The organism is Providencia huaxiensis, assembly GCF_002843235.3.
GTDB lineage: Bacteria > Pseudomonadota > Gammaproteobacteria > Enterobacterales > Enterobacteriaceae > Providencia > Providencia huaxiensis.
Genome location: NZ_CP031123.2, coordinates 761,378 through 777,307, shown reverse-complemented (window position 1 = coordinate 777,307; position 15,930 = coordinate 761,378). Strand labels below are relative to the sequence as shown.

General features: G+C 40.5%; 10 protein-coding genes. 2 read left to right on the top strand and 8 right to left on the bottom strand.

Going from position 1 to position 15,930, the window contains the following annotated elements; genetic code table 11:
• Nucleotides 1-226 precede the first annotated feature (226 nt).
• From pqiC to rlmKL, 5 genes are read right to left on the bottom strand one after another with little or no spacing between them, the layout of a single operon-like run.
• Complete coding sequence (gene pqiC, locus CYG50_RS04885; protein ID WP_102138508.1) at nucleotides 227-781, bottom strand: membrane integrity-associated transporter subunit PqiC; 555 nt, start codon at nucleotides 779-781, stop codon at nucleotides 227-229.
• Complete coding sequence (gene pqiB, locus CYG50_RS04880) at nucleotides 781-2,430, bottom strand: intermembrane transport protein PqiB (protein ID WP_102138507.1); 1,650 nt, start codon at nucleotides 2,428-2,430, stop codon at nucleotides 781-783. Before pqiB ends, pqiC begins: the two co-directional genes overlap by 1 nt.
• Nucleotides 2,427-3,701, bottom strand: a complete 1,275-nt coding sequence (gene pqiA, locus CYG50_RS04875; RefSeq protein WP_102138506.1) for a membrane integrity-associated transporter subunit PqiA — start codon at nucleotides 3,699-3,701, stop codon at nucleotides 2,427-2,429. The genes pqiB and pqiA overlap by 4 nt, the downstream gene beginning before the upstream one ends.
• A 30-nt stretch (nucleotides 3,702-3,731) precedes the next feature.
• A complete protein-coding gene (locus CYG50_RS04870) occupies nucleotides 3,732-5,639 on the bottom strand; it encodes an ABC transporter ATP-binding protein (RefSeq protein ID WP_102138505.1) in 1,908 nt (635 codons plus the stop codon).
• An 11-nt stretch (nucleotides 5,640-5,650) separates the two neighbouring features.
• A complete protein-coding gene (gene rlmKL / locus CYG50_RS04865) occupies nucleotides 5,651-7,759 on the bottom strand; it encodes a bifunctional 23S rRNA (guanine(2069)-N(7))-methyltransferase RlmK/23S rRNA (guanine(2445)-N(2))-methyltransferase RlmL (RefSeq protein ID WP_102138504.1) in 2,109 nt (702 codons plus the stop codon).
• Nucleotides 7,760-7,857: 98 nt separating this feature from the next.
• Here rlmKL and CYG50_RS04860 point away from each other — a divergent pair, with 98 nt between their 5' ends.
• Entirely contained in the window at nucleotides 7,858-8,973 is a 1,116-nt protein-coding gene (locus CYG50_RS04860) for a YcbX family protein (protein ID WP_102138503.1), read from the top strand.
• A gap of 133 nt (nucleotides 8,974-9,106) precedes the next feature.
• Here CYG50_RS04860 and CYG50_RS04855 read toward each other — a convergent pair whose 3' ends face one another.
• From CYG50_RS04855 to pepN, 3 genes are all read right to left on the bottom strand, one after another.
• Nucleotides 9,107-9,652 (bottom strand): cell division protein ZapC, encoded by a 546-nt coding sequence (locus CYG50_RS04855; protein ID WP_102138502.1) that lies wholly within the window; start codon nucleotides 9,650-9,652, stop codon nucleotides 9,107-9,109.
• 265 nt (nucleotides 9,653-9,917) lie between these two features.
• Entirely contained in the window at nucleotides 9,918-10,928 is a 1,011-nt protein-coding gene (gene pyrD, locus CYG50_RS04850) for a quinone-dependent dihydroorotate dehydrogenase (protein ID WP_102138501.1), read from the bottom strand.
• A 325-nt stretch (nucleotides 10,929-11,253) separates the two neighbouring features.
• Complete coding sequence (pepN, locus tag CYG50_RS04845; RefSeq protein ID WP_102138500.1) at nucleotides 11,254-13,872, bottom strand: aminopeptidase N; 2,619 nt, start codon at nucleotides 13,870-13,872, stop codon at nucleotides 11,254-11,256.
• Between the two features lie 570 nt (nucleotides 13,873-14,442).
• Here pepN and pncB point away from each other — a divergent pair.
• Complete coding sequence (gene pncB / locus CYG50_RS04840; protein WP_102138499.1) at nucleotides 14,443-15,657, top strand: nicotinate phosphoribosyltransferase; 1,215 nt, start codon at nucleotides 14,443-14,445, stop codon at nucleotides 15,655-15,657.
• Nucleotides 15,658-15,930: the final 273 nt, after the last annotated feature.

Sequence of the window (15,930 nt, the reverse complement as noted above, 5' to 3'; positions counted from 1 at the left end):
TAAATGTGACTTGTATATGACAATTAACATAACCTATTGATTTTAATTCAAAATAAAAACATTCTTTTATTTATCATAATATTAGAGAACAAAAGCAATTATTATTCACTAATATATAAATTAAAAGAATATCTATATTTAATTAAATTAAAAATGCACCTTGAATATATAAACCACATATATTCAAGGTGCATTTAATATAAATTACTTAAGTAATAACCAAAGATTAGTATTTATCTATCTCTTTCGCAATACTCTCAGCCACTTGTTGCCAACCCATCGATAACGTACGAACCAGCTCAGGATAGCCATCTTCATTTTGGTCTAGCTGCACATCAAAATTACGACGGATCACACTTTTATCATGAGAGTAAGTCCAAAAACCTTGAATTAATACTTTGCCATCATATCGCCCATTAAAGGCTGTTAAAGTAATATCAAGTGTATCCGGTGAGTTCTGTAATGGCTGCAAAGACACCAGTTTTTCAGGTAACGCTGCAGATAATTCACTCACCATCGACTGACCAAGCTGTTGCTCTAATGGGCTAGCCCATAGATGTGTACTTGCATTGGTATAACTGACATCTGTCGTCTGGTAGGTAATCCCATTTGATGTCAGCACATCTGATAACATAATGCGTTGCAACCATACTTGGCCTTTATTCATCACCTCTGCAGATTGTGTCTGAGGAGTTTTCATTGGCAATTGGTAGTACTTTTTCTCTGGAGTACTACTACAAGCTGCCAATAATAAAACAAATATCGATAGTAAATATCTCATTATTTTTTCACTCCTTTAGGCTCAACATCCTTCGTTGGTTCAGCTTCGAAAACTAACGCATTACTCTTATTATTCAAAGTACGTAAAAGCGGCTGAACTTCTCTCAATACTTGGTCTAAACGCTGCATGTTGTCCACCATTTTATTATAGGCTGGTGAACCAGGTTGGAAACCTTGCATTGCACGGTTCATTTCTTGCAGTGTTTTTTGCAAGTCATGAGGTAAATTTTGGAACTCTTTACTCGCCATAACTTTGTTGAGTTGTGCCAACATCGCATTAGCTTCTTTAACAACTTTCTGCCCTTCTGCCAATGTTTGTGTTGTTTGGTTAAGCATCGGTTCAATTGGCATATTGTTGATTTTATCCAACACCGCAATGACTTTTTGTTGAATTTGCGCTAAACCTGCACTGGTTGTTGGGATGATTTTATAGCCAGCAACCACAGTTGGGCCTTTATAAGGCTCTGCATTTTGCACAAAATCTAGATCAACAAATAATGCGCCAGTGAGTAAATTCCCTGACTTTAATGATGCCCTCAAGCCATCTTTCAAGGCTAAATTTAATTCATTTTTCAAATTAAAGTTCTTACCGACATCCTTAGAGAAACGTTCCGGCTCAATGTGGATCAAAACAGGAATTCTAAAGTCATTATCCAGAGATTGGTCTAAACCTTCCGTATAAAAAGGCACTTGTGCAACGGTACCTAAACGAATACCACGGAACTCTACCGGTGCACCTGGTTGCAAGCCTCGCACTGAGTCTGAGAAAAATAAGACAAAGTCTTGATACTGTGTATACAAGGAGTTTTGAATACTGCTTTGGTTGTCAAACAGTTGGAATTCAGTATTTTCCTTCACATTTGCACCAGGAACCCACCCCGTTGGAACATCAAAACTTACACCACCGGTAAGCAGTGTAGCAATTGAGCCCATTTCAACATGAACACCTTGGGATGACATATCAAAAGCAATACCGCTGTCTTTCCAAAAACGTACATTTGAACTAATCAATTTGTCATAAGGTGCATTGATAAATAATTGATAGCGCATATCGCGTTTATCCATATCAAAGTCGCTGGTTTCAACAGAACCGACTCGATAACCACGGAATAACACTGGGTCACCCGGGTTTAGCTGCCCTGCCTTATCGCTCACCAATACGACACGAATGCCCTTGGCATCTGGTGATGCAAGAGGCGGAGTATCCAATAGAGTGAACTCGAAATGCTCTTTTGCCGCTAACCCCGGCTGAAGCTCAATATAAGCACCTGAAAGTAATGTGCCCAGCCCGGTGACGCCATCACGCCCGATTGTCGGTTTTACAATCCAAAACGCGGAATCGGTACGCAACAACTCTTTCATTTCGTTATTCAAGCGCGCTTTAATGATCACTCGACTAAAGTTATCATCAAGTGTCACACTTTCGACAACGCCAATATCAACGCTGCGGCTTTTAATTTTGGTTTTACCCGCTTCTATTCCTTCGGCATTGTAAGTGATTAATGTCACTTCAGGGCCTTGGTTGCTAAAGTGGTAAAATAAGACCCAAGCACCAAGCAAGACTGTCACTATTGGGATCACCCATACAGGCGACCAACTTTTTAGCTTGCTAATTTTGGCATTGGCCTGTGGTGTTTCTTTATCAGTCACCCGATGACTCCTTCTTGTTCAACAGTATTTACTGCATTTTTTCTTTCACAGCGATCCCAAGTTAATCTAGGGTCAAAAGTCATCGCTGCAAACATTGTGAGAATAACAACCACACCAAAGAAAATAATCCCCATCGCAGGGACAATATTCATCAACTGCCCCATTTGAACCAAAGAGGCTAAAATAGTGATAACAAACACATCTATCATTGACCAACGGCCAACATATTCCACTAACTCATAAATAAAATGCATACGATGTGGGTCGCGATTACCGTACCCTTTGGAATCTAGGCAAAGCCATGCAATTCCAATCATTTTCAATGTAGGCACCATGATACTGGCAATAAAAATCACCATGGCAACAGGATATGATCCGTCTTCCCACAGCAAGATGACGCCATCAATAATGGTCGAATTTAATGCTGTTCCCAACGTATTTGTGGTCATCATTGGCAACACATTTGCAGGGATATACAACATAATTGATGTCACTAAAAGTGCCAAAGTCCATTGTAAACTTTGATTTTTCCGTACACTACCATGAGAGTGGCAGCGTGGGCATTTTGATTGTTCAGCAGGTAAAATTGCCGTACACACAAGACATAAACGTACATCTTGCTTAATACCCGTCTGGCCGACGATTAACGGCCTATCTAATTTCGGTGCTGCTTCAATTCGGTTCCATAGCCAATGGCGGTCTAAGCATTGAAAAGCTCTCACTTGCAGCATACAAAATACACAATAAGGTAAAAAGCTTAACCCAATGCCAATATCGCCATAAGCGATTAATTTAACAAAACTGACTAAGACCCCCGCTAGAAAAATCTCAGCCATACACCACGCTTTCATTTGGAACAAAATACGGGTGATCACCACTTTAATGCCTTTAGGAATATGAACTTGCAACCCTAAAAGGATAATTGTGACCATGCAAAATGCAGGGATAATCAATGAAAAGAATAGAAAAAAGAGTGCCAAACCGCTATAGCGCGTGGCGGCTATAATTTCAATAATTTGGAATAGCGAGATTTCATTTTCAATCCCTGCGGCGCCCATCTTAACAAAGGGGAATAAGCAGGCAACAAATAGCATAATTAATGCGCTGAATGCATATGCTGCTGGCTGCTTATACGGATATCGCCACTTTGAGACCAATGTGGTTTCGCAGCGTGGACATGTTGCCTTGCTTCCTTGCTCCAATTCAGGAACCGCAACCAACATGTCACACTGAGGACAAAGCACATGTTCATGAGACTCATGGTTGCACAAAGTGTATTTGCTCCTTTAATTAAAGCGTTATTAGCCGTTTTTCAGCAATTCAAGCTCTTGCCAACGATCAAACGCTTGCTCCAATTCAGCTTCTTTTGAAGATAGCTGACTCAGCGTTTTTTCTGTCACATCATGTGGTTGGTTGAAAAAATCAGCATCACCAACTTGAGCTTGCAGTGTTTCAATATCACGTTCAAGTTGCTCCAATTTTGCTGGCAATTGTTCCAATTCACGTAATAAATTATAACTGAGCTTATTTGACCGTTTTACCGCTTCTTTCGGTTTCGTCGGTTTATCTTGGCCAGCTACTTTACCTGTTTGTTCTGCTTTCAAACTCACGGTTTGTGCTCTTTGCTGTTGAGCATCGTAATACCCGCCAGCAAAACGGTTAATGACCCCATTACCTTCGAAGATCCAGCACTCTGTCACGCTGTTATCGACAAACTCTCGGTCATGGCTAACCAATAAAACCGTTCCTTGGTAACCATCAACTAACTCTTCGAGTAACTCTAAAGTTTCGACATCAAGGTCGTTAGTCGGTTCATCGAGGATCAATAAGTTACTTGGTTTTAGGAATAAACGTGCAAGTAACAAGCGGTTACGTTCACCACCAGAAAGCGCCCTAACAGGGGTCATCGCACGTTTTGGTGGAAACATAAAATCTTGCAAATAACCAAGAACATGACGTGGCTTACCATTCACCATGACTTCTTGTTTGCCTTCCGCTAAGTTATCCATCACGGTTTTATCTGGGTCCAATGCCGCACGGTGCTGGTCGAAATAAGCGACTTCCAACTTAGTACCACAATGCACTCGTCCGCTATCTGCTTGTAAATCCCCCAGCATTAAACGCAACAATGTTGTTTTACCACAACCGTTTGGCCCAACTAAAGCGATTTTATCACCACGTAATACTTGAGCTGAAAAATCTTTTACCAGTACTTTATTATCAACCTGGTAATTCACATTTTCCATTTCAAACACAATTTTTCCAGAACGGGCAGCTTCACCCACTTGCATTTTCGCTGTGCCCATCACTTCACGACGCTCTGAACGCTCTACGCGTAACGCTTTCAACGCACGAACACGCCCTTCGTTACGAGTCCGTCGCGCTTTAATACCTTGGCGGATCCACGTCTCTTCTTGGGCTAATTTACGGTCGAATTCTGCATTTTGCATCTCTTCAACACGCAAAGCTTCTTCTTTATTCACCAAGTAGTCATCATAATTACCCGGCCAAGACGCTAATTGCCCACGGTCTAAATCAATAATACGCGTTGCCATATTGCGGATAAATGAACGGTCATGGGAAATAAATACGATGCTACCTTGGAAGTCTTTTAGGAAATTTTCCAGCCAAAGGATCGTTTCAATATCTAAGTGGTTGGTTGGCTCATCTAAAAAGAGTACTCGCGGGTTACTCACTAACGCACGACCTAAAGCCGCTTTACGTAGCCAACCACCTGATAATGAAGATAATTCTGCATCCGCAGGTAAACCAAGTTTTTTCAGTACATCACTGATACGAGAGTCCAATAACCATAAATTACGGTTATCCAACACCTCTTGTAATTCAGCTAATTTATTGAGATTTTTTTCGCTCGGGTCGGTTTCGACCTCTTTCGCAACATGGTGATAATCTTTAAGGTACTGAGCTTGTTCTGCAACGCCTTCAGCCACAAAATCAAAAATAGTACCTTCAATATTACGCGGTGGATCTTGCTGTAAGCGAGCAACAATCAAGTCTTGTTCGTAAATTAATTGACCGTCATCCAGCGGCTGCTCTTTCGTTAACACACGCATTAACGTTGATTTACCCGCACCATTGCGGCCAACCAAACATACACGTTCGTTATCTTCGATATGAATTTCAGTATTATCGAGTAAAGGTGCATCACTAAACGAAAGGTATGCACCCGACAAATTAATTAAAGCCATTGATTCTATCCTTACTCTGCGTGGCTAATTAGCCAGCAGTTATGTATTTGACGGTTACGAGCAAAATCTTCTGACAGTGTTTTCGCTGTGATTTCTTGTGCTTGTAATCCTAATTCTTTAATTGCTTCAAGATCCATTTTGAAACCACGTTTGTTATTAGAGAACATCACGGTTCCACCACGGCGTAATAACCGTTTTAGATGGGTAATCAACTGGATATGATCCCGTTGTACATCAAATGTACCATCCATGCGTTTTGAATTTGAAAATGTTGGGGGATCAATAAAGATCAAATCAAATTGTTCCTGGCTATTCGCCAGCCAACTCAAGCAATCCGCTTGAATTAAACGGTGTTGACGACCTGTTAGCCCGTTCGCTTGTAGGTTTTTTTCAGCCCACTCAAGATAAGTACGTGACATATCAACGGAAGTGGTGCTTTTCGCGCCACCAAGCCCTGCATGCACAGTAGCAGTACCGGTGTAACAGAACAAATTTAAAAAGTCCGCATCTTTACTCATCTGGCCTAACATTTTACGGGCAATACGGTGGTCAAGAAATAACCCCGTATCCAGATAGTCCGTCAAATTCACCAACATTTTCGCATTGTATTCTTGTACTAAAAAGAAATCGTCTTTTTGCGCTAATTTCTCATACTGCTGCTTGCCTTTTTGGCGCTGGCGCGTTTTTAGCACTAGCTGATTCGATGTCAGTTCTAACACATTCATTGTTGCAGTGATCACATCAAACAAACGTTGACGAGCTTTGCGTTCATCTACGGTTTTCGGTGGCGCGTATTCTTGGATCACCACTTTATCGCCATAAATATCAACCGCAACATTGTATTCAGGTAGGTCGGCATCATAAACACGGTAGCAATCGATCCCTTGCTGCTTCGCCCATTTACTTAATTTCTTGATATTTTTACGTAAACGATTTGCAAAATCAGGTGATATTTCCGCAATGGTTTCTGACGGTGTAGCCGCTAATTGATAATTCTTTTGAACGCAATCTAAAGGGCCGTTTTTGGCTTTAAACTCACGCTCTGAACGCAGTTGCAAGCAGCTAAGTAGCTCAGGAGAAGCACTAAAAATCGATAAACGCCACCCAGGAAAACGGGCCTTCACGATACGCCCTAGCTGACTATGTAGCGCAATTAAAGCAGGCTCACTTTCTAAACGCTCACCATAAGGTGGGTTACTGATAATGGTGCCTAGCGTATTAGTATTAACTGGGTTTTCTAATGCTGCTGCATCACCTTGCTTAAAGGTAATTAAATCTTGTAACCCTGCGCGACGTGCGTTAGCACGAGCCATTTCAAGTACACGCTTGTCGATATCAAAACCATAAAAGCGGGATGTCGTCTCTTTCAAACCTTGGCGAAAACGCACTTGTGCTTCCGTAGTTAATTCACGCCAAAGTTCCGCGTTAAATTTAGACCACGCATAGAAACCCCAATGCGTACGGTGTAAGCCGGGGGCTTTATCCGTTGCCATCATTGCAGCTTCAATTAATAATGTTCCTGAACCGCACATCGGGTCGACCAATGGGGTTCCTTGCTGCCAACCTGAGCGGTTAATAATTGCCGCCGCCAGTGTCTCTTTTAAGGGCGCTTGGCCTGCCAAATCACGGTAGCCACGAATATGTAATGAATCACCACTTAAATCGAGTGCCACACTGGCTCTCTCTTTATTCAGGTAGACGTTGATACGAATATCTGCTTGTTGACGAGCCACATCAGGGCGCTGGTCAAGCTTGCGTACGAAGCTGTCAACGATAGCATCTTTCACTTTCAATGCACCGTATTGGCTATTGCGAATTTCTTCATTAGTCCCAGTAAAATGAACAACAAAGGTATCATTGACTGAAAAAATTTCACTCCAGTCGATAGCTTGTACACCGAGGTACAAATCTAAGTCACTGTAGACATCAAAATCATTCAGTGGCAATAAAATACGCGATGCCAGCCGACTCCACAGTAGGCTTTGGTACATGACACGTTCGTCGGCTTGAAAATAGACACCCCCTTGGGCCACTTTGCATTGGCTAGCGCCAAGCGATTCTAATTCCGTTTTCAGTAGTTCTTCAAGGCCGCGAGCTGTGCTGGCAAACAGAGAATTCATAGTATTTATTACCAATTTGGATGAAAAATTGTTGCGCATTATAGCTAATCTTATGCAGTTGTCATAAAGTTGCTACGCACAATTATAAGGATTAAAAAATGATAACGCTTTCGCGCCTTTACACACACCCAGTTAAATCTATGCGAGGAGTTCGTTTATCCCACGCCTTCGCTGATATTAGCGGTTTGACTTTTGATCGTAATTTTATGGTAACCACGCTGGAAGGTAAATTTATTACGGCGAGAAAATATCCACAAATGTTACTTTTTACACCGGTAATGCTCAATAATGGTCTTCACTTGCGAGCACCAAATGGCGAAAGTGCAACGGTATTGTATCAGGACTTTAACGATAAGCAGAGCCCTACTGAAGTTTGGGGCAATCATTTTCATGCACTTATTGCGCCTGAAGCGATAAATAGTTGGTTAAGTACCTTTTTTGATGAGCCCGTACAACTACGCTGGCTGAGCCCACAGCTTTCTCGCCGTGTCAAAGAACACCAAGATGTGCCGATGTCTTTTGCTGATGGCTACCCTTTCTTACTGATCAACGAAGCTTCAGTCCAAGAACTACAGCGCCGTTGCCCTGCTAGTATTAAATTAGAGCAGTTTCGTGGCAATTTAATTATTACAGGTGCCAAGCCTTTTGAAGAAGATACATGGAAAACCATTCAAATAGGTGATGTCGTCTTTACATTAGATAGGCCATGTAGCCGGTGCATTTTAACGACCGTTAGCCCAGAAAAAGGAATTAAACATCCTCACAGTGAGCCACTTGCAACACTGCAAACCTTCCGTTCAGATGAAACTGGTGATGTCGATTTCGGACAAAATGTGATTATTAAAAATACGGGGGTTATTCGTGTTGGTGATACCCTGACGGTATTAGAAACTAAACCAGCAAAACAATATTTAGTTCAAGAACGGGAAAGTGATCTAGCTGCTAATAGTTTAAAAACTCAAGCCAATAATGTCAGTTTAATTTTTGAAGAAACAGAATATGAAGGTGATAACCAAAATGTGATCCTTGAGCAATTAGAATCCAATGGTCTAACGATCCCTTATTCATGTCGTGCTGGTATCTGTGGCCGCTGTAAAATTAAACTGATTTCGGGGGAAGTCACCCCGTTAAAACAAAGCGCCATTAAAGAAAATGGTTATATACTCGCTTGTAGCTGTATCCCGAGAACATCCGTTAAATTAGCATTTAATTAAGCGTTGGTTTTGCTTTTTAACACCATCAAGGGTTCAATTCTATGATGGTGTTAAACACTCAAAACGAGATTAATTAAATTAACAAAAGCCTATTTATTTAGTTATTCTTTTTTCCACGATCTTTGGCGATCACCTAAATAGCATTACCGTATAGTTGACGTTTCACTTTAGATGAATATTCAAGCATGCGATCGTTCATGATCTTAATTGGATCGCAAAACCGTAAAGTTCGATCGGGTAATTCTAATATTGGTTCAGCTAATAAACATAAACTCGCAGATGGACCAGCTTCCGCAATAATAAATGTGAAGTAACGGTTCGTATTTTCTAAACACACTTGAATTATTTGCCCTTGCTTAGGCTCACGAATATAGTGAAATGAAGAAAAATACCAACTCTTTGGCATCTGTGGTTTTAAAAAACGAAAAGCAACTAAGCTATTTAAGACTAATTCAGCTCTTTCTTCATGAGTAATATTTAATCTTTTAGCCTGCTCATCGAATAAATAATATTCACCTGCATCTTCGATACTAAATGGCATCTCATTACGAGCAAAAACCGTTAGCATCTTAGCAGGAAAACATGAACGAAATATCATGCCGTTGGCGAGATCTAACATCACCCTATTATGGTCATGATCAAAATACCAACGCCAATGATCATCAGGTTTAATATTCATAAACGATCCTTTAGCGATTTACCGGTAAATATAATAGAAAGGATCGATATCATGATCTTCTCTAAATTTACTCTAAAGCGTATTTTTATGCGCTAAATTATCTGCTAAATAAATTACTTTATAAATAGTCGGATAATGTCGTTATCTAAATAGCAAACTAGCTGCAAATTGGTATCAATTTGATATAAAAATAGCCACTATTAGCAATATAGTTTAAAAGGGGGAATAAATAAACCCCCTTGATACGTAAATTTACAATTTATTACTAGATATGATTAACAATATCTTTAATTAATTTTGGCCCATGGTAAATAAAACCAGAATAAATTTGAATTAAAGAGGCACCCGCTTCCATTTTTTCACGTGCCGCGGTAAGAGAATCAATTCCACCGACTCCAATTATTGGCAGTTTTCCATTTAACTCACGTGAAATAAGTTTAATAACTTGCGTACTTTTTAATTGCACAGGACGACCACTTAACCCACCCGCTTCATTGCAATGATTAATCCCTTGAACCAAAGAGCGGTCTAACGTGGTATTCGTTGCAATAACGCCATCGATATTATGTCTAACTAGGCTATCTGAAACTTGGATAATTTCCTCTTCAGATAAATCAGGCGCAACTTTGACAGCAACTGGCACATATTTTTGGTGCTGTAATTGTAATTCAAGTTGTTTTGCTTTTATGCTACTTAATAAATCATCCAGTGCTTCGCCATATTGTAATGTTCGCAACCCTGGTGTATTTGGGGAAGAAATATTAATAGCAATATAACCGGCATGTGCATAGACCTTATCCATGCAAATTAAATAGTCATCTTTACCTTGTTCGACAGGCGTATCTTTATTTTTACCAATATTGATACCGATGATCCCACCGTAATTCGATTTTTTAACATTCTCGACAAGGTTATCGACACCTTTATTATTAAACCCCATCCGGTTAATTAAACCTTCAGCTTCTACAAGTCGAAATAACCGCGGTTTGTCATTACCAGACTGAGGACGAGGAGTTACCGTACCAATTTCGATAAACCCAAACCCCATGGCACCGAAAGCATCAATACACTCGCCATCTTTATCTAAACCCGCTGCGAGTCCTAGTGGGTTTTTGAAGGAAAGTCCCATGCATTGAACGGGCTTAGTGGCAACAGATTGGCGAATAAGGCATTGAAAAGGAGAATGATTTAAACGTTGAAGCTGGCGAAAAGTCAATTCATGAGCTTTTTCAGGGTCGAACTGGAATAGTGCCTTGCGGGCAAGGTGATATAGCATATCCAATAACCTATTTTTACTAGTACGTTTCAATAGAGTAGACATCATGTCGCATGCTAAAACCCCGCCAAATACGATTTGCCGAGCTGCCATTCATACATGCGATTTTTTTCGTCGGATAAAACGCGCTATAGATTACCCTATCTCACCGCCCTTTTACCATGAAAAAATCAATAAAAATTCATTTGCCTAGTTTTTTGAGGAAAACAACCACTTTATGATAGTTATCTCTCATTTAATATTCCATTCTTGCCATAAACAAATAAGCCGCTAAATTAAATTTTAGCGGCTTATTAAAACCAATAATTGGTTAGCTATATATAAATCAGCTTTCTAACGCTTTGGTAATTTTTTCAAATAGATCACCAGAAAGGTTATCGAGCGCTTTTAATTGCTCAAGCACTTTGCGCATCTGCGCTTGACGCTTTTCGTCATAACGTTTTAAACGGATCAACGGTTCAATCAGTCTTGAAGCCACTTGCGGGTTGCGTGTATTCAGATCGACTAAAATTTCATACAGGAATTGATAACCACTGCTATCTTCCGCATGGAAATTAACAGGATTCCCCGCTGTGAAAGCACCAACAAGTGAGCGAACACGGTTAGGGTTACTCATGCTAAATGAGCGGTGCCCCAATAATTCACGTACATTAGCAAGGGCTTCTTTCGCAGGGTTCGCCCCTTGTAGGGTAAACCACTTATCCATAACTAACCCGTCATGGTGCCAACGCTCATCAAAGTCTGCCATTAACTGTGCTTTACAAGGTAACAGTGATTCGTTAGCTGCGGTCAATGCGGCCAATGAATCCGTCATGTTATCGGCAGATTGGTATTGTTCCAACACTAATTTGTTCGCCAGCTCGCTATCATCACCCGCGGCTAAGTATTGCAGGCAAATGTTACGCAATGAGCGTTTAGCTATATCTTGGTGATCAACACGATAGCCATCAATATTAATAGAGCGATAAACCGAGAGAAGTTCATCATGCATTTCTACCGCTAAATGATGATGAATAAAGTTTACAACTTCGTGGATCGCAACAGGGTCGATAACCGTAAATAATTCTGCCAGCTCATTTTCGGAAGGTAACGTTAAGATCAATGCGACTAATGCAGGATCAATCGAATCACTTAATAATACACCGCGAAAAGCATCTACCACTGGCTCAGGTAAAACTAATGTTTCACCTTTTTGATAATGAGCTACATTAATTTTTACATAATTATTAATGAGTTGCTGAGCCGCATCCCAACGAGCAAATTCATTACTTGCATGCTGCATCAAGAAAGCTAGTTGCTCATCTGTATAGTTGTAATCTAATTTTACAGGGGCTGAAAACTCACGCAATAAGGATGGAACTGGGCGGCTTGTCACCTCATCAAAAACAAACGTCTGAGTTTCTTGCGTAATGTTTAGCACCGAATTTACCACGCTACCCTCACGTTTTAGCGTGATAATTTCACCTTGTTCATCATAGAGCTCAATATCCAATGGGATATGCAATGGTTGCTTTTCAGCTTGATCTGCCGTAGGTGGCGTCATTTGGCTAACATGTAGCGTATATTGCTGTTTTTCTGGCACATATTCATCACGAACAGTTAAAACTGGTGTCCCTGATTGGCTATACCAACGACGAAATAATGATAAATCAACATTTGACGCATCTTCCATCGCCTGCACAAAATCGTCACAGGTTGCCGCACTGCCATCATGGCGATGAACATAAAGTTGTATACCTGCTTGGAACATCTCCTCACCCAGCAGAGTGTGGATCATGCGAATGACTTCCGATCCTTTTTCATATACCGTCAAAGTATAAAAGTTGTTCATTTCAATGACTTTGTCTGGGCGAATTGGGTGCGCCATTGGGCTTGCATCCTCAGCAAACTGAGCCGAACGCATTACTTTGACATTGTTGATACGGTTAACAGAGCGAGAGCCTAAATCTGAACTAAATTCTTGGTCGCGAAAAACGGTTAGCCCTTCTTTAAGGCTCAATTGGAACCAATCACGACAAGTAATGCGGTTTCCTGTCCAATTATGGAAATACTCGTGGCCAATTACGGATTCGATATTCAGATAGTCTTTATCCGTCGCTGTCTCGCTTTTAGCTAAAACATATTTAGAGTTAAAGACATTCAACCCTTTATTTTCCATTGCTCCCATGTTGAAGAAATCAACGGCAACAATCATATAGATATCAAGGTCATACTCTAAACCAAAGCGCTCTTCATCCCATTTCATGGCATTTTTCAGGGACTGCATTGCCCAAGGTGCGCGGTCTAAATTGCCTTTATCAACAAAGAGCTCTAACGCAACTTCACGACCACTGCGAGTGACAAAGGTGTCTTTTAAAACGTCAAAATCACCTGCAACTAAGGCAAATAGATAACTTGGTTTTGGGAATGGGTCTTCCCACTTCACCCAATGACGCCCATCATTCAGTTCACCTTCTGCAATACGGTTACCATTTGAAAGTAAATAAGGATAACGTGATTTATCAGCTGTAATTGTGGTGGTATAGCGAGCTAATACATCTGGTCGGTCTTGGTAATAGGTAATATGGCGGAAACCTTCCGCTTCACATTGTGTGCATAACGCCTCACCTGAAACATATAACCCTTCTAGGGCGGTATTTTTCTCAGGGCTAATTTCATTCACAATCCGTAGTGTGAAAGATTCAGGTAATGATTCAATAATCAATTTACCTTCAGATTCTTTATAGTTTTGCCACGCTTTACCATCGACTTCGATGCTGACTAACGATAAATCTTCGCCATTGAGCTCAAGCGTTGATGATTGTGGATTAAGGCGTTTTACCTTACTTACTGCGGTAACAATCGTTTTCACTGGGTCAAGATTAAAATCGAGGTCAATCTCTGTAATTGTGTAATCAGGTGCTTGATAATCCTGACGATATTTCGCTTGTCTTAACTGGGTCATAAGTAACCTTTTAATTCGTTATATTCAATATCGTACTGCTTTATTACTTATACAATACTATAAGCCACAATAATGTGAATGGATTTGAGAAACATTTTCATCAAAAAATGTTATCTATTTTTATGGTTATGTTAATTTTATATGGCTCACCGTACTTAATTTTGTTAAAAACTCGTTTGCTTGTTGGTGCTATAGCACTATTAAATATTCTATGGCGTGTTAGTATCTTTTGGTGATTAATGCTTTTGTCTGTTTCTATGGGACACAATTTATGAGACACAATACAAATAAAGCGTATTTATTTGATTTCATAGTAATACAGAAAATAGTTATACAGAAAAGCAATGCGCGAATTTAGATTGCCGTGCTCCTTGAAAGCAAGAGGTGGAATAACACTTCTATCTTTTGCTAAAGTGGGTATACTTTTGCAACTTTAACGATTTAGCTAACAACTATTGCCGCTTTTATCTCATTGTGACTTTTGAAAATCAAACAGGTTTCAAGGGAAACAAGAGTAAAAATTAACAGCATTAGTGGTAAAGATAAGCTCCGCGAGGATGTCTGCGTGCCATGAATTTAGACGCTACACCAATTATTACATCACTGCTTGATACCGATGCTTACAAGCTTCATATGCAGCAGGCCGTTTTCCACCGTTACTATCAGGTACCGGTTGTCGCTGAATTCCGCTGTCGTAGCAGTGAGATCTTAGGTGCTTACGCCAATGAAATCAGGCAACAAATTCAGTTGATGGCTAAGTTATCACTTTCTGATGATGAACTGAATTTTCTCCGCTGTTTACCTTTCTTCCAAGAAGACTATCTTATGTGGTTAAAGTCATTTCGCTTTAACCCAGAACAAGTTGCTGTCAGTGTCACAGACCAAGGCCAATTAGCGATCCGCATAAGCGGGCCTTGGCGTGAAGTCATCATGTGGGAAGTCCCTCTCCTTGCTTTAGTCAGTGAAATTGTGCAAAAAGACCGGCACCCAGATATCACTGCTGATGATGCCGTTCAACAACTTAGAAAGCTATTGAATGTATTCTACCGACAAGCCGATGAGCACCAACTCGATTTGTCTAAGTTTAAGCTGATGGACTTCGGGACACGCCGCCGTTTTTCCTACGATGTGCAATCCGCCATCGTTTCGATGCTTAAACAAGAATTTCCTCATCTTGTAGGAACAAGCAACTACAAACTTGCTCACGAGTTAGACTTAGCCCCTGTTGGCACACAAGCCCATGAGTGGTTCCAAGCCCACCAGCAAATCAGCCCGGAGTTAGCAAATAGCCAACGCGAGGCATTACAGAGTTGGCTAGATGAATATCCTAATCACTTGGGTGTCGCATTAACTGACTGTATCACCATGGATGCCTTTTTGCGTGATTTTGATGCTAACTTTGCGAACCGCTACCAAGGATTGCGTCATGATTCGGGGGACCCGATCGAATGGGGAGAAAAAGCCATTGCTCACTATCAAAAATTGGGTATTGACCCTATGAGCAAAACGCTGGTGTTCTCAGACAGTTTAGACTTGCAGAAAGCACTTGAATTATATCGTTATTTTCATCAACGAGTTAACCTTGTTTTTGGTATCGGCACGCGTCTAACCTGCAATATACCAAATGTAACCCCGTTGAATATTGTGATTAAGCTAGTGGAGTGCAATGGTAAGCCTGTCGCTAAGCTATCTGATAGCCCAGGAAAAACTATTTGTGAAGATGATGAGTTCGTCAATCAACTCAGAAAAGCGTTTGACCTGCCTAAAATGGAAAAAGCCAGTTAATTAAGTCGCTTTTCCCCAGCTCTGGGTAAGAATTTGCACTTTTCTTGCCCAGAGCTTCAAAACCCTCTTTTTCTTTTATTCACTTACTATTACTATAGCTTTTAAGCTCAATAACCACGCTTCGCTTCAACAGAAATGTTTTATCGCGATTTTTTACTTGTTTCCTAATAAATGGCAAGTAACATAGAGCTTTGGCCCCTGAAAAATGGGATTAGTATTGAAGAAGCCTTATTAATCTGCTTCATCCGCCAATTGCATAATAACCAGATTGTT